The sequence below is a fragment of the Streptomyces sp. NPDC053541 genome, from assembly GCF_044544705.1.
Taxonomy (GTDB): Bacteria; Actinomycetota; Actinomycetes; order Streptomycetales; family Streptomycetaceae; genus Streptomyces.
This window is the reverse complement of the sequence record NZ_JBITXM010000004.1, coordinates 298,656-314,265: the sequence shown is the minus strand read 5'-3', so window position 1 is coordinate 314,265 and position 15,610 is coordinate 298,656. Positions and strand designations below refer to the sequence as shown.

The 15,610-nt window shown below is 72.3% G+C and carries 10 protein-coding genes; 4 read left to right on the top strand and 6 right to left on the bottom strand.

What is annotated here, in order from left to right; genetic code table 11:
• Positions 1-204: 204 nt before the first annotated feature.
• Positions 205-2,034 carry an acyl-CoA dehydrogenase gene (locus ACIGW2_RS11990; protein WP_361578304.1) on the bottom strand — a complete coding sequence of 610 codons (1,830 nt, stop codon included), beginning with the start codon at positions 2,032-2,034 and terminating at the stop codon, positions 205-207.
• 165 nt (positions 2,035-2,199) lie between these two features.
• On the opposite strand from ACIGW2_RS11990, the gene ACIGW2_RS11985 reads away from it, so the two are divergent.
• The 3 genes from ACIGW2_RS11985 to ACIGW2_RS11975 all read left to right on the top strand — a co-directional run bounded on the left by ACIGW2_RS11985 (position 2,200) and on the right by ACIGW2_RS11975 (position 5,165).
• A complete protein-coding gene (locus ACIGW2_RS11985; RefSeq protein ID WP_391654075.1) occupies positions 2,200-2,718 on the top strand; it encodes an SseB family protein in 519 nt (172 codons plus the stop codon).
• Positions 2,719-2,856: 138 nt separating this feature from the next.
• Complete coding sequence (locus ACIGW2_RS11980; RefSeq protein ID WP_391654076.1) at positions 2,857-3,819, top strand: pirin family protein; 963 nt, start codon at positions 2,857-2,859, stop codon at positions 3,817-3,819.
• Between the two features lie 284 nt (positions 3,820-4,103).
• A complete protein-coding gene (locus ACIGW2_RS11975) occupies positions 4,104-5,165 on the top strand; it encodes an AI-2E family transporter (RefSeq protein ID WP_391654077.1) in 1,062 nt (353 codons plus the stop codon).
• 203 nt (positions 5,166-5,368) lie between these two features.
• Here the strand turns inward: ACIGW2_RS11975 and ACIGW2_RS11970 are convergent, their stop codons facing one another.
• Positions 5,369-6,190: an MBL fold metallo-hydrolase gene (locus ACIGW2_RS11970; RefSeq protein WP_391654078.1), complete on the bottom strand. Its 822-nt coding sequence runs from the start codon at positions 6,188-6,190 to the stop codon at positions 5,369-5,371.
• A gap of 545 nt (positions 6,191-6,735) precedes the next feature.
• Positions 6,736-8,922, bottom strand: coding sequence for a SpoIIE family protein phosphatase (locus tag ACIGW2_RS11965; RefSeq protein ID WP_399843093.1), 2,187 nt, complete (start codon positions 8,920-8,922; stop codon positions 6,736-6,738).
• A 155-nt stretch (positions 8,923-9,077) separates the two neighbouring features.
• Between ACIGW2_RS11965 and aspS the strand changes: the two genes are divergently transcribed.
• A complete protein-coding gene (gene aspS / locus ACIGW2_RS11960; RefSeq protein ID WP_356063603.1) occupies positions 9,078-10,898 on the top strand; it encodes an aspartate--tRNA ligase in 1,821 nt (606 codons plus the stop codon).
• 90 nt (positions 10,899-10,988) lie between these two features.
• On the opposite strand, the gene ACIGW2_RS11955 is transcribed toward aspS, so the two are convergent.
• From ACIGW2_RS11955 to ACIGW2_RS11945, 3 genes are all read right to left on the bottom strand, one after another.
• Complete coding sequence (locus tag ACIGW2_RS11955; protein ID WP_399843089.1) at positions 10,989-11,795, bottom strand: hypothetical protein; 807 nt, start codon at positions 11,793-11,795, stop codon at positions 10,989-10,991.
• Positions 11,796-12,059: 264 nt separating this feature from the next.
• Positions 12,060-13,667 (bottom strand): methionine--tRNA ligase, encoded by a 1,608-nt coding sequence (gene metG / locus ACIGW2_RS11950; protein ID WP_356063598.1) that lies wholly within the window; start codon positions 13,665-13,667, stop codon positions 12,060-12,062.
• A gap of 145 nt (positions 13,668-13,812) precedes the next feature.
• Entirely contained in the window at positions 13,813-15,501 is a 1,689-nt protein-coding gene (locus tag ACIGW2_RS11945; RefSeq protein ID WP_399843085.1) for a VWA domain-containing protein, read from the bottom strand.
• Positions 15,502-15,610 lie beyond the last annotated feature (109 nt).

Below are 15,610 nucleotides of genomic sequence, written 5' to 3'. Positions count from 1 at the left end.
CGGGGTACCGGACCCCGGCGGGGGCGGAACGCGCCGCTCCCGGAAACCCGGGACGGCCGGCCCGGGGAAACCCGTGACGGCCCGCCCCCGGAAGACCGAGCGCCGCGCCCCCGGAAAGGGCGGAACGGCCCGCCCCCCTCCCCGGGGGCGAGCCGTTCCTGTGCGGAGCGAGGTCGCGTACCTGTGCGGTACTCAGGCCGAGGCCTAGAACGCGGCCTCGTCCAGGTCCATCAGGCCGCGGTCCACGCCCTCGGCGAGGACGCGCTCCGTGGAGACGCCCGGCAGGACGTTGGCGGCGAAGAACTTCGCGGCCGCGATCTTGCCCTGGTAGAAGGCGACGTCCTTGCCGGAGGCGCCGGCGGCCAGCTTCTCGGCGGCCACGGCCGCGCCGCGCAGCAGCAGGTAGCCCACGACCACGTCGCCGGAGGCCATGAGCAGGCGGGTGGTGTTGAGGCCGACCTTGTAGATGTTCTTGACGTCGTCGCCGGTGGCGGTGAGGTCCGTCAGCATGACGCCGACGATGCCCTCCAGGTCGACGGCCGCCTTGGCGAGCGCGTCGCGGGCGCCGGCCAGCTCCTCGCCGCCGGTGCCGACCGCGAGGAACTTCTTGATCTCCTCGGCCAGCGCGTTCAGGGACGCGCCCTGGTCGCGGACGATCTTCCGGAAGAAGAAGTCCTGGCCCTGGATGGCCGTGGTGCCCTCGTAGAGGGTGTCGATCTTGGAGTCCCGGATGTACTGCTCGATCGGGTACTCCTGCAGGAAGCCGGAGCCGCCGAAGGTCTGCAGCGACTGGGCGAGCTGCTCGTAGCCCTTCTCGGAGCCGTAGCCCTTGACGATCGGGAGCAGCAGGTCGTTCAGGCCGTGCAGGGCCTTGGCGTCCTCGCCGGCCGCCTCCTTGAGCTGGATCTCGTCCTGCACGGTGGCCGTGTAGAGGACGAGGGAGCGCATGCCCTCGGCGTACGCCTTCTGCGTCATCAGCGAGCGGCGGACGTCCGGGTGGTGCGTGATGGTGACCTTGGGCGCGGTCTTGTCCATGAAGTTCGCCAGGTCGGTGCCCTGGACGCGCTCCTTGGCGTACTCCAGGGCGTTGAGGTAGCCCGTGGAGAGGGTGGAGATCGCCTTCGTGCCGACCATCATGCGGGCGAACTCGATGATGAGGAACATCTGGCGGATGCCGTCGTGCTTGTCGCCGATCAGCCAGCCCTTGGCGGGGTGCTTGTCGCCGAAGGTCATCTCGCACGTGTTGGAGGCCTTGAGGCCCATCTTGTGCTCGACGTTGGTGGCGTAGACGCCGTTGCGGGCGCCGAGCTCGCCGGTCTCCCAGTCGAACTCGTACTTCGGGACGAGGAAGAGGCTCAGGCCCTTGGTGCCGGGGCCGGCGCCCTCGGGGCGGGCGAGGACGTAGTGGAGGATGTTCTCCTCCATGTCGTGCTCACCGGAGGTGATGAAGCGCTTGACGCCCTCGATGTGCCAGGAGCCGTCCTCCTGCTGGATGGCCTTGGTGCGGCCGGCGCCGACGTCGGAGCCCGCGTCGGGCTCGGTGAGCACCATGGTGGAGCCCCAGCGCTTCTCGACCGCGATCTTCGCGATCTTCTTCTGCGCCTCGTTGCCCTCGTTGTAGAGGATGCCGGCGAACGCCGGGCCGGAGGAGTACATCCAGATGGCCGGGTTCGAGCCGAGCAGCAGCTCCGCGTAGGCCCAGATGAGCGAGCGCGGGGAGACGGTGCCGCCGATCTCCTCCGGGATGCCCAGGCGCCAGTACTCGGACTCCATGAAGGCGTTGTACGAGTTCTTGAAGGAGGCCGGGACCGGGGCGGTGTTGGTCTCGGGGTCGAAGACCGGCGGGTTGCGGTCGGCGTCGGCGAAGGACTCGGCCAGCTCGTTCTCGGCGAGGCGGCGGATCTCGTCGAGGATGCTCTTCGCGGTCTCGACGTCCATCTCCTCGAACGGACCGCTGCCGTACACCTTGTCGCGGCCGAGGACCTCGAAGAGGTTGAACTCGATGTCGCGGAGATTCGACTTGTAGTGCCCCATGGCGACGGCTCCGTAAGGATCGGGGAGGAGGTGTCCTCGTACGCGTACTCGTACTACTCGTGAGTAGCTCACGCTCTCTACGATGATGCTACCCGCCGGTAATAAAGGCAACCCCTTTCCGGACATCTGTGACCGGCGCCGCACCCGCTCGATACCCTTGCTGTCATGTACGGCTACGAGCAGAACCCGGGTGCCCAGCAGCAGTACGCCCCGCCCCCGCAAGGGCAGTACGCCCCGCCCGGCATGCAGCAGGGGATGCAGCCGGGCATGCAGCCGGGCATGCAGGGCGGTTACGCCCAGCAGCCCCCGCTGTACCCGGAGCCGTCGCCGCCCTCGCTCGCGGACGCGGTGCGCGCCTTCACGACCGGACAGATGGCGGCCGAGGACTTCCAGCAGATCTTCGCGAGCTCCAAGGTCTACTGCCCGCGCGGCGACAACCCCGGCTTCCTCGCGCTGCACAACACCCAGCAGCCGGTGATCCCGATGTTCACCTCGCTCAAGGAGCTGCGGCGCTACGCCGGCAAGGAGTCCAAGTACTTCGTGATCACCGGAGCCGAGGTGATCGACCTGCTGCCGACCGGCTACGGCTTCGTCCTCGACATGGAGGGCGACCACCGGATGGTGTTCGACGCCAAGGCGGTGGAGCAGATGGTCGACTTCGCGATGCGCCGGATGTACGGCTGAGCGAGGCTGGTGTCGTGGTGGAACGCCCGGGAGGAATTCCTCCCGGGCGTTCCGCGTTCCGGGTGGCAGGAAGTTCATCGTTCAACTAAAGTGGTCGTACGACGCACCGCCCCCGTGCGTGCCCTAGGAGGTCCCGCCATGCCCGCCGTGACTGTCGAGAACCCGCTCACCCTGCCCCGCGTCGGCGCCCCCGCCGACGCCGTCGCCCGCCCGGTGCTCGCCGTGACCACGGCCCCGCAGGGCTTCGAGGGCGAGGGCTTCCCCGTGCGCCGCGCGTTCGCGGGGATCAACTACCAGTACCTCGACCCGTTCATCATGATGGACCAGATGGGCGAGGTGGAGTACGCGCCCGGCGAGCCCAAGGGCACGCCCTGGCACCCGCACCGAGGCTTCGAGACCGTCACCTACATCATCGACGGGATCTTCGACCACAAGGACTCGCAGGGCGGTGGCGGCACCATCACCAACGGCGACACCCAGTGGATGACCGCCGGCTCGGGCCTGCTGCACATCGAGGCCCCGCCGGAGCACCTGGTCGTCAGCGGCGGCCTCTTCCACGGCCTCCAGCTGTGGGTGAACCTGCCGGCCGAGGACAAGATGATGGCCCCGCGCTACCAGGACATCCGCGGCGGCCAGGTGCAGCTGCTCACCTCGCCCGACGGCGGCGCGCTGCTCCGCGTCATCGCCGGCGAGCTGGACGGGCACCAGGGCCCGGGCATCACCCACACCCCGATCACGATGATCCACGCGACCCTCCGCCCCGGCGCCGAGATCAACCTGCCGTGGCGCGAGGACTTCAACGGCCTCGCCTACGTGCTCGCCGGCCGCGGCACCGTCGGCGCCGAGCGGCGCCCGGTCCACATGGGCCAGACCGCCGTCTTCGGCAAGGGCGGCGTGCTCACCGTGCGCGCCGACGAGAAGCAGGACGGGAACACCCCCGACCTGGAGGTCGTGCTCCTCGGCGGGCGCCCGATCCGCGAGCCCATGGCGCACTACGGCCCGTTCGTCATGAACACCCAGGCCGAACTCCGCCAGGCCTTCGAGGACTTCCAGGCCGGCCGGCTCGGCACGATCCCGGCCGTGCACGGCATGGGCGAGTGAGGTCCGTCCCGGACGCGTCCGGGAGCGGTACGGGGACGAGGGCGCGGCTCTCGTCCCCGTACCGCGTTTTGGCCGGACGCCTGCCGGACGGATGCCTTCGGGTCGGGCGCCTTCGTGGGGGGGGGCGGGCTCCCGGTCGGATGCCTTCCGGGCGGAGGCCTCCCGGGCGGGCTCCCCGTCCGGACGGGTCCCGGGCCGCACGGCCTGACGAGGTCTGACATGGCGTCACCCGGACGGCCCGGCAGCGCGCGACGACACGCCGGGCGGCGTGGTCCGGTGGGTCCATGCCCGCCGAAGCCCGCCCCCTGCTGCCCGAAGGCGCCCGCCGCACCGCCGCCTGGTGCGCCGTCGTGCTGCTCGTCGCCGGGGTCGCCGCCGTCTTCGTCTGGCTGTGCGTGGTCTTCAAGGCAGCCGTCACCCCCGCCCTGCTCGCCCTGCTGGGCAGCGCGCTCCTCGGCCCGCTGCACCGGCGCCTGCTGCGCATGAAGGTGCAGCGCTCCCTGGCCGCCGGGCTCACCGTGCTCGCCGTCCTCGCGGTGGTCGGCGGGGCCACCTACGTGGTCGTCGCCGCGCTCGTCGACACCGGCGACCAGATCGTCGACTCGCTGCGGCAGGCCGCCCAGGACATCGCCCGGCACTTCGGCGCGGCCGGCACCTCGCTCGACGACCTCGCCGCCAACGCCCGGCAGCTGCTCGCGAAGTTCGGCGGCACGGCCGCCTCCGGGGTGATCTCCGGGCTCAGCGTGGTCGGCCAGATGCTCGCCACCGCCGCCCTCGCCCTCATCCTCGTCTTCTTCTTCCTGCGCGACTCCGACCGGGCCGTCGGCGCGCTCCGCTCGCTCGCCCCGCGCTCCACCGGCGACCTCGTGGAGGCCATGGGCCGGCGCGCCTTCGAGGCCGTCGAGGGCTTCATGCGCGGCACCACCTTCGTGGCCCTGGTCGACGCCGTCCTCATCGGCACCGGCCTGCTGGTGCTGCGCGTGCCGGGCGCGATCGGGCTCACCGCGCTCGTCTTCGTCACCGCCTACATCCCGTACCTCGGGGCCTTCCTCTCCGGCGCCGTCGCCGTGCTCGTCGCCCTCGCCGACCGGGGCTTCGCCATCGCGCTGTGGACGCTCGGCGTCGTCCTCGCCGTCCAGGTGATCGAGGGCCACCTGCTCCAGCCGCTGGTCCAGTCCCGCACCGTGCAGATGCACCCGGCCGTCGTCATGCTGGCCATCACCGCGGGCGCCTCCGTCGCGGGCGTCCTCGGCATGCTCCTCGCCGTGCCGCTGACCGCCGCCTTCTTCGGCGTCGTGGGGGAACTGCGCAGCCGCTACGGGGCGGGCGGGCCGGAGACCGCCTAGGGGGTGTCTTGTCGATCAGGCCGGATCAGGGAGCGGCGTCTGGTGCGCGCGATCGCAAGGCGGAGGTGGGTGCACCGCCCGGGCGAAGCCCAGGGGGCCATCGGCGACCGACGACAACGCGGCGAGCGTGCGTGCCAGGCGCAGCGAGCCCGGCATGATCGGCGATACACCCCCTGGGTCCGGACGGGGCCCAGGCGCTCTTTCTAGGTGGCCGCCGCCGGGGCGCCGCCGGGCTCGAAGGACCGGAGCATCGCTTCGAGGGCCGCCTGGTCGGGGCCGACGAAGGGGTCGGCGTCCGGGGCCGCCGTGATCGTGTCGATCATGCGGAGGGTCATCCGCACCGCCGGCGGGAGGTGCGTGCACAGCACGATCTCCGGGTTCATCGCCCGCAGCGGCTCGATCGTCGCCCGGTACTTCGCCGGGTCCACGACGTGCACCCACGGGCTGTCCAGCGTCGCCCACAGCAGCTGCGCGGCGCGCAGGTCCTCCGGCTTCAGGTCGTTGGCGTGGCCGCTCTCGGCGAGTTCGGCGGTCGGCACGGGACCGCCGAAGCAGTCGGAGGTGAAGCAGATGCGGGTCCGGTCGTCGTAGAAGCCGACGGTCGCCGGGCTGTCGAAGAGCGGCGGCCGGAAGGCGCGCAGCATGCGGTCGCCGACGTCGAGCGACTGGCCCGGGTTGAGGAAGTGGAGACGGTCCATGGGCAGCGGGCGCTCGGTCGTCATGATCCCCGCGCCGAGGAACGTCGTCACGACCCGGGCCCGGGGGGCCGCCACCAGGAGGTCGAAGATCCCGCCGGTGTGGTCCCGGTCGGGGTGCGTGAGCCAGATCCAGCGCACGTCGGCCGGGTCGACGACGGAGCCGAGCGCGGCCACGAAGTCCCGGTCGGAGAGCGAGAGTCCGGTGTCGACGACGACCGGTTCGCGGGCCGTGAGGACGTACGCGTTGACGGGGACGTGCCCCATCCCGGGTATTTCGAGGCTGTCCGCCAGCACGGTGGTGTCGCTGCCGACCTTGTGGGTGTCCATGGCGTGCTCCGTGGTCCCCCCGTGGTTCCCCCGCGGTCCCCCCCCCCGCCTGTCCGCCGACGGACGTCGACGGCCGTACGCCACCAGTCTCCGCCCCGTACTGGATCCCCGCCCGCCGGACACCGGGTCGCCGGCCACCAGGTCGCCGGGCCCGCCGGACCGCCGGGCGGTCGGACGCCGGACACCGGGGCGCCGGGGCGTCGGGCCACCGGGCGCCGGGGCGTCGGGCCACCGGGCCACCGGGCGTCGGGCCACCGGGCCACCGGGCGTCGGGCCACCGGGCCACCGGGGCGTCGGACACCGGGCCACCCGGCGCCGGGGCGTCGGGCCACCCTGACACCGGGCCACTGGGGCGTCAGGCCACCGGACACCGGGGCGTCGGACACCGGCCGGGGGCTCGGCCCCCTGCCCCGGCCCCTGCCCCGGCCCCTGCCCCGGCCCACCGGCCCACTGGCCCACCGGGTCGTCGGGCCGTCGGCCACCGGCCCACCGGACCACCGGCCCACCGGACCACCGGGCCGTCGGCCACCGGCACCGGGCCGCTGTCAGGCGCAGCAGCCGTTGCCCGAGGACGGCTCGTCCAGCTCGAACCAGATCGCCTTGCCCTCGCCGCGCGGGTCCACGCCCCAGGAGCGGGCCAGCAGCTCCATGAGGATCAGGCCGCGCCCGCTGGAGGCCATCTCGCCCGGGTGGCGCTTGTGCGGCAGCTCGTCGCTCGCGTCGGCGACCTCCACCCGCAGCCGGCGGGAGTCCTCGTGGCAGACCACCTCGGCGAGCAGGAGCGCGTCGCCGTCGGTGTGGACGAGGACGTTGGTGACCATCTCGGAGACCATCAGGACGGCCGAGTCGACCTGGTCCGGGTCGTTCCAGTCGTGCAGCAGCTGCCGCACCTGCTCGCGGGCGGTGGCGATCCGCTCCGGCTCGGCCTGGGCGACCGTCATCATCGTGCGGCGCGGGGCCTCCCGGAGCGCCGCCCGGCCGGTGGCCTGGCGGGAGAGCAGCAGCACCGCGATGTCGTCCTCGCGGCGGTCGGCGAGCGGGCCGGTGGTGTGGTGCGAGCCGGGCCCGTGGACGGCCTCGACGAGCCGGTCGGCGAGGGCTTCGAGGTCCTCGCCGTCGTCGGCCTCCAGGAGCCGGCGGATGCGTTCCCAGCCGCTGTCGAGGTCGTGCCCGCCGGTCTCCAGGAGCCCGTCGGTGCAGATCATCAGCGTCTCGCCGGGCTGCAGGGTGAGCCGGGTGGTGGGGTAGTCGCTGTCCGGGTCGATGCCGAGCGGCAGACCGCCGGCGGTGGGCCGCAGCAGAACCGTTCCGTCGGTCATCCGCACCGCCGGATCCGGATGCCCGGCCCGCGCGATGTCGACCGTGCCGGTGTCCAGGTCCACCTCCAGATAGAGGCAGGTCGCGAAGCGCGCCCCGCCGTACGCGTCCTCCGCGTCCGAGCCGCCCGCCGGGGCACCCGCCGAGCCGCCCGCCGGGGCGCGTTCGCGGCGTGCGCCGTGGGCGCCGTCCGCGCCGTCGTTGATCCCGGCCAGGAAGCGCGAGGCGCGCGACAGCACGGCGTCGGGGCGGTGCCCCTCGGAGGCGTAGGCGCGCAGGGCGATCCGCAGCTGCCCCATGAGCCCCGCGGCCCGCACGTCGTGCCCCTGCACGTCGCCGATGACCAGGGCGATCCGGCCGGCGCCCGAGCCGCCGGGCAGCCGGATCAGGTCGTACCAGTCGCCGCCGACCTGGAGCCCGCCGCCGGTGGGCACGTACCGGGCGGCCACCCGGATGCCGGGGATGCCGGGGCCGAGGACCGGCATCATCGTGCGCTGCAGGCCGAGCGACAGCTCCCGCTCGGACTCGGCGACCCCCGCCCGGGCCAGCGCCTGCGCGAGCATCCGGGCCACCGTGGTGAGGACCGAGCGCTCGTCCGGCGTGAAGGCCACCGGGTGCTTGAAGGCGGCCATCCAGGTGCCCATGGTGCGCCCGGCGACCACGAGCGGCACGAAGGCCCAGGAGCGCCGCTCGAAGCGCTGGGCGAGCGGCCAGGTCATCGGGTAGCGGCGGGCGTACTCCTCGGGCGAGGGCAGGTAGATCGCCCGCCCGGTCCGCACCACCTCGGCCGCCGGGTAGTCGGTGTCCAGGGTCATCGAGGTGAACGGCCCCTCGTCGCCCTCGCCGTGCCCGTGGTGCCCGATGACGGTGAGCCGCTCGCCGGACATGCCGAAGACGGCGAGGCCGTCCGGCGAGAAGCCCGGCATCGACAGCGAGGCCGCCACCCGCAGCACCTCGGCCGTCGACCGGGCCTCCGCGAGCGCCCGGCCGGCGTCCAGCAGGAAGGCCTCGCGCGAGCGCCGCCAGTCGCCGGTGATCGGGGTGTGCGGCCCCGAGGCGCCCGGCTGCGGCTCGGCGACCTCCTGGATGGTGCCGATCAGGCGGTAGTCGCGGCCCTCGACGAGCGGCTTCGACCGGCTCCGTACGGTACGGATCACCCGCCCGTGCTCGTCCATGATCCGCAGCCGGGCCTCGGCGAGGGTGCCCTCGGCGACGGCGAGGTTCACCACCCCGTCGATCTCGTTCCAGTCGACCGGGTGGAAGCGCGCGCGCACCTGCGCCTCGGTGAGCCGTACGGGCTCGGCGGGCAGGCCGAGCAGCCGGGCCGCCTCGGCGTCGAGCGTGACGGTCCCGGAGGCGTTGTCCCAGCTCCACAGGCCGGTCGCGACGGCGGCCAGGACGTCCTCGGTGCGCATTGCCCCACTTTATGAATATCGGACAGCAGGTCGCCACTGCCCGCCACCGCCCGCCACCGGCGGTATTCGAATCGCGATCCCGGGCATCCCGGTACCCTGGGTGGGCTTGACATATCAAGCGGACCCACGGATCCCGAAGAACTGGATGAACGACGATGCATCGGTACAGGTCCCACACCTGCGGCGAGCTCCGCGCCTCTGACGTCGGCACCGACGTCCGGCTGAGCGGCTGGCTGCACAATCGGCGCGACCTGGGCGGCATCCTCTTCATCGATCTGCGCGACCACTACGGCATCACCCAGCTGGTCGCCCGTCCCGGCACCGCCGCGGCCGAGGTCCTCGACAAGCTCACCAAGGAGACCGTCGTCCGGGTCGACGGCAAGGTCGTCTCCCGCGGTGCCGAGAACGTGAACCCGGAGCTCGCGACGGGCGAGATCGAGATCGAGGCCGCCGAGGTCGAGGTGCTCGGCGCGGCCCAGCAGATCCCCTTCACCATCAACACCGACGACGGTGTGAACGAGGAGCGGCGCCTGGAGTACCGCTTCCTCGACCTGCGCCGCGAGCGCATGCACAAGAACATCATGCTGCGCTCGGCCGTCATCGCCGCGATCCGCTCCAAGATGGTGGCGCTCGGCTTCAACGAGATGGCGACCCCGATCCTCACCGCGACCTCCCCCGAGGGCGCCCGTGACTTCGTGGTGCCGTCCCGCCTCAACCCGGGCAAATTCTACGCGCTGCCGCAGGCCCCGCAGCAGTTCAAGCAGCTGCTGATGATCTCCGGCTTCGACCGCTACTTCCAGATCGCGCCCTGCTTCCGCGACGAGGACGCCCGCGCCGACCGCTCGCCGGGCGAGTTCTACCAGCTCGACGTCGAGATGAGCTTCGTCGAGCAGGAGGACGTCTTCCAGCCGATCGAGAAGCTGATGACCGAGCTCTTCGAGGAGTTCGGCGGCGGCCGCCCGGTCAGCTCCCCCTTCCCGCGGATCCCGTTCCGCGAGTCGATGCTGAAGTACGGCAACGACAAGCCGGACCTGCGCACCGACCTCGAACTCGTCGACATCACCGACGTCTTCGAGAACTCGGAGTTCAAGGCCTTCGCCGGCAAGCACGTGCGCGCGCTCGCCGTCCCGAACACCGGCGACCAGCCGCGCAAGTTCTTCGACTCGCTCGGCGACTACGCGGTCTCGCTCGGCGCGAAGGGTCTGGCCTGGGTGCGCGTCGGCGAGGGCGGCGCCCTCACCGGCCCGATCGCCAAGTTCCTCACCGAGGAGAACGTCAAGGTCCTCACCGAGCGCCTCGGCCTGGCCGAGGGCCACGCCGTCTTCTTCGGCGCCGGCGAGTTCGACGAGGTCTCCAAGATCATGGGCCCGGTCCGGGTCGAGGCCGCCAAGCGGGCCGGCCAGTTCGAGGAGAACGTCTTCCGCTTCGCCTGGATCGTCGACTTCCCGATGTACGAGAAGGACGAGGAGACCGGCAAGATCGACTTCTCGCACAACCCCTTCTCGATGCCGCAGGGCGGCCTGGAGGCCCTGGAGACCCAGGACCCGCTGGACGTCCTCGGCTGGCAGTACGACATCGTCTGCAACGGCATCGAGCTGTCCTCCGGCGCCATCCGGAACCACGAGCCCGAGATCATGTTCAAGGCCTTCGAGATCGCCGGCTACAGCCGCGAGGTCGTCGAGACCGAGTTCGCCGGCATGCTCCGCGCCTTCCAGTACGGCGCCCCGCCGCACGGCGGCATCGCCCCGGGCGTCGACCGCATCGTGATGCTCCTCGCCGACGAGCCCAACATCCGCGAGACCATCGCCTTCCCGCTCAACGGCAACGCCCAGGACCTGATGATGGGCGCCCCGACCGAACTCGACGAGGCCCGCCTCCGCGAGCTCCACATCCAGCTCCGCAAGCCCGCGGAGACGAAGGTCGTGGAGGGCCGCCCGGTCTCGGACTCGGTCCACCCGGACGCGGCCCGCGGCTGACGCGCGTGAGCCTCCGGCTCTGAAGGGGCCCCGCCCGTGGGAACACGGACGGGGCCCCTTGCGTATGGCCGGAACGTGACGTCCGGTCCGTCAGTTCAGGGGGCGGCGCATCTCGTCGCGGATCGTGAGGGTGGTGCGGGCGGCCTTCGCGAGGTCGAGGGCGGCCGGGTCGGTGGTCGCCGTCGCGACCGACATCTCCGCGACGGCCGCGTTGGTGTTGGCGTCCGCCCACGCGCACACGGGGTAGGTGACGGGGCCGCCCTCGGACTGCTCCGTCGCGAGGACCTGACAGGTGACCTCGGTGTCCGCGCCGGGCGGTGTCACGTCCTTCGGCGGGACCAGGACCGTGGTGCCCTTGCCCCCGGCCGCGCCCTTCAGGATGTTCCGCCGGGCCGTGTCGGGCTCCTTGATCCGCCCGTACAGCCCGGTGACGACCAGGATCCCCACCCCGTCCTCGCCGGAGCCCGCGTACTGCCCCACCACGCCCTCGGGGTCCTTGATCACGGCCTCGCTGCTGCCCGCGAGACCGGCCGCGGCCTGCTGGGACTGGTCCTTGCCCAGCGCGTACCGGCCGTCCAGCAGCGTCTTCGGCAGCACCAGCCGGTGCGTCGCGGCCGGATACGCGGAGTCGGACCCGGTGCCGCGCAGCCCGCCGTTGCCGATCCACGACAGCAGCAGGACGCCGGCGATCCCCGCGGCGGTGAGCCCCAGGATCAGCCCGGTCCGGTTCTTCTTCACCGGCGCCGGCGACGGCCCCCACGCCCCCGGCGCCTGATACGGGCCGGGCGGCGGGCCCTGGTACGGCCCCTGATACGGGCCCGGGTACGGCGTCGGCTGCTGGTACGGGCCCTGCGGCTGCGGTCCGTACGCGGGGTGCTGGGGCGGTGGTGTCGACATGGCCCGGCACCCTAGGCCCGCCGGGGACACGACGGCGCCGATCCGGCCACCGCTGAGCGCCTGAGGACTGAGCCCTGATCTCGCTGTGAAGGAGCGTTCGCCGCCTTGCCAGTCAGGATCCGCCTGGCCGGGGATATCTGGGGAGCTGTGTGGCCGTGAAGCGTTCTCTTCACCTCCGCGGGTGAACCCGCAGGACAGGAGGGGGTACGGCGAAGGCCGCCGTCCCGGGGTTCCGGGACGGCGGCCTTCGGTGCGTACGGAAGGTCAGGCCTTCTTCGGGTCCTCCAGGCGCGGGAAGAGGACCGCGCCCTTCGTGATCGTCGCGCCGGGCGGGAGCTGGCCCCAGGTCGCGGCGGACTGGACCGGCTGGGCGGCCAGGGTGCCGAGCGCGGGCTCGGCGCCCAGGGAGTCCCACAGGGCCTGCGAGGTCTCCGGCATGATCGGGTTCAGCAGGACCGCGACCGCGCGGAGCGACTCGGCGGCCGTGTAGAGGATCGTCGCCAGGCGGGCCCGGCCCTCCTCCGACTCGTCCTTCGCGACCTTCCACGGCTCCTGCTCCGTGATGTAGCCGTTGACCTGCTTCACGAAGTCGAAGATCGCCAGGATGCCGGCCTGGAAGTCGAGCTCCTCGCCGATCTTCCGGTCCGCCGTCTCGACCGCCTTCGCCAGGCCCTCGTGCAGCGCCTTCTCCGCGTCGCCCTCGGCCGTCGCCGCCGGCAGCTCGCCGCCGAAGTACTTGCCGACCATGGCCGCCACGCGCGACGCGAGGTTGCCGTAGTCGTTCGCCAGCTCGGAGGTGTAGCGGGCGGAGAAGTCCTCCCACGAGAAGGAGCCGTCCTGGCCGAACGCGATCGCCCGCAGGAAGTACCAGCGGTAGGCGTCCACGCCGAAGTGCGAGGTCAGGTCCTGCGGCTTGATGCCGGTCAGGTTCGACTTCGACATCTTCTCGCCGCCGACCATCAGCCAGCCGTTCGCCGCGACCCGGCCGGGCACGGGCAGGCCCTGCGCCATCAGCATGGCCGGCCAGATGATCGCGTGGAAGCGGAGGATGTCCTTGCCGATGAGGTGGACGTTCGCCGGGAAGGTCTCGTCGAACTTCTCCGGGTTCTCGTTGTAGCCGACCGCCGTCGCGTAGTTCAGGAGCGCGTCGATCCAGACGTAGATCACGTGCTCCTTGTCCCACGGCACCGGGATGCCCCAGTCGAAGGTCGAGCGCGAGATGGAGAGGTCGTCCAGGCCCTGCTTGACGAAGTTCAGCACCTCGTTGCGCGCCGACTCCGGCTGGATGAAGCCCGGGTTCGCCTCGTAGAACTCCAGCAGCTTCGGGCCGTACTCGCTCAGCTTGAAGAAGTAGTTCTCCTCCTTGAGGATCTCCACCGGCTTCTTGTGGACGGCGCACAGCTTCGTGCCGTCCTCCGCCTCGATGAGGTCGCCGGGGAGCTTGAACTCCTCGCAGCCCACGCAGTACGGGCCCTCGTAGCCGCCCTTGTAGATCTCGCCCTTGTCGTACAGGTCCTGCACGAATTCCTGGACGCGGTCGGTGTGCCGCTTCTGCGTGGTGCGGATGAAATCGTCGTTCGCGATGTTCAGGTGCTCCCAGAGGGGCTTCCAGGCCTCCTCGACGAGCTTGTCGCACCATTCCTGCGGGCTGACGCCGTTCGCCTCCGCGGTGCGCATGATCTTCTGACCGTGCTCGTCCGTGCCGGTGAGGTACCACACCTTCTCACCGCGCTGGCGGTGCCAGCGGGTGAGCACGTCGCCTGCGACGGTCGTATAGGCGTGGCCCAGGTGAGGAGCGTCGTTGACGTAGTAGATGGGGGTCGTGACGTAGAACGCCTTCGAGCCCTGCTTCTCGGATCCAGTGGCCGCCATGGTCCGAATTTTAACGGTCGGGCGGAGTCCCTCTCACACGGATAAAGCCGGGGCCGGAGGGTGCTCGCCCCCCGGCCCCGGCCCCGCGTCCGCGATCGGCGTCTGCGATCAGCGCCCGTGATCAGCGTTCCTGATCAGTCGCCGGTCAGAGCGACCAATCCGCGAGCAGGCCCCGGTAGAACGCCGTGTGCGGCGTCTCGACCGGCGTCTCGCCCGCGAAGTGGACACCCGTACGGGGAGTGGCCAGCTTGCGCAGGTAGTCGAAGGCCTTGCCGTCCTCCTCGCCCCACACCGTGAAGCGCCAGTGGATCTCCCGGTCCGGGCGCTCCGCCGCCTCCGTCAGGGCCTGCGTCGCGGCCGTCTTCGACTCCGGCGCGCCGTCCGTCTGGAAGACCACCAGGGCCGGGCGGGTCGGGTCCGCGGACTTGTCGTGGAGGGCGAGGACCTCCTCGATCGCACGGTGGTAGTTCGTCCGGCCCAGCCGGCCGAGGCCCGCGTTGATCTCCTCCACCCGGGTGGGGGTGAGCTCGGCGGGGGTCAGCTCGACCGTGCCGTCGATGTCCGTCGAGAAGAAGACCGTGGTCACGGCCGCGTCCTCGGACAGGTGCGCGGCGAGCGCCACCGTCTGCTCCGCGAGCCGCTGGACCGAGCCGTCCTTGAAGTACGGGCGCATCGACCCCGACCGGTCCACCACCAGGTACACCGCGGCCCGCGCCCCGGTCAGCCCCTGCTTCTTCAGGACCGACCCAGCCGCCTTGTACGCGTCGGCGAGGTGCGGCGCCGCGGCCTTCACCTTCGCGAGGGAAAGCGCGGGCTTGCCGACGACGGCGGGGGCCGCGGGCTCCTCGGCGGCCGGTGCTTCAGGGGCCGCGGGCTCCTCGGCGGCCGGTGCTTCAGAGGCCGCGGGCTCCTCGGCGGCCGGTTCCTCCGCGGCCGGCTCCTCCGCGGCGGCGGCGGGCTCCGGCTCGGGCTGCGGCTCGGGCTCCGGCGCGGTCTCCTCCTGTACGGGGGCGAGCTCGGGCTCCGGCTCCTCCCGTACGGCCTCGGGCTCGGCCTCTTCCCGTACGGCCTTCGGCTCCGGCGCCACCCCGGCCTCCGGGGCCACCACCGTCTCCGCCTCGGCCTCCGGGGCCACCACCGGCTCCGGCTCGGCCTCCGGGGCCACCTCCGACTCCGGCTCGGCCTCCGGGGCCACCTCCGGCTCTGCCTCGGCGACCGGCTCCGGCGCCACCCCGGCCTCCGGGGCCACCTCCGACTCCGGCTCGGCCTCCGGGGCCACCTCCGGCTCTGCCTCGGCGACCGGCTCCGGCGCCACCCCGGCCTCCGGGGCCACCTCCGGCTCCGCCTCGGCGACCGGCTCCGGCTCCGCCTCGGCCTCCGGGGCCACCTCCGGCTCCGGCGCCACCCCGGCCTCCGGGGCCACCTCCGGCTCCGCCTCGACCACCGGCTCCGGCTCGGCGACCGGCTCCGGCTCCTGCTTCTCCTCCACCACCGGCTCCACGACCGGCTCCGCCTCCACCACCGGCTCCGGCTCCGCGCGGCGGGCCGGGGGGATCTGCGGGTTGTCGAAGGAGGCCGCCACCAGGTCCGCCGCCGCGCGCTCGGCGAGGGTCTCCGGGGCCGGCTTCGCCTCCGGCTCGGGCTCCACGACCGGCTCCAGCACCGGGTCCGGCTCCGCCGGCGCCTTCGCCGCCGGGGCCTCCGCCTCCGTCGGCTCCGTCACCGCCTCGGGGGATGTGCCCTGGGGCGGGACGGAGGTTGCCGGGACCTCGATCTCCGCGCCGTTCGCGCGGTCGCGGCCGAATACCTTGCGCAGCAAGCTCCGAATACCCATGGGCGAACCCCTTCGCATGAGGTGGGTGCGGTATGCGTCCTATGTCCCCGGCACAACGGCGATTCCTGGCCAGGGCAGACACGTAAGGTTAGCGGCCGCCCTCCCCGGC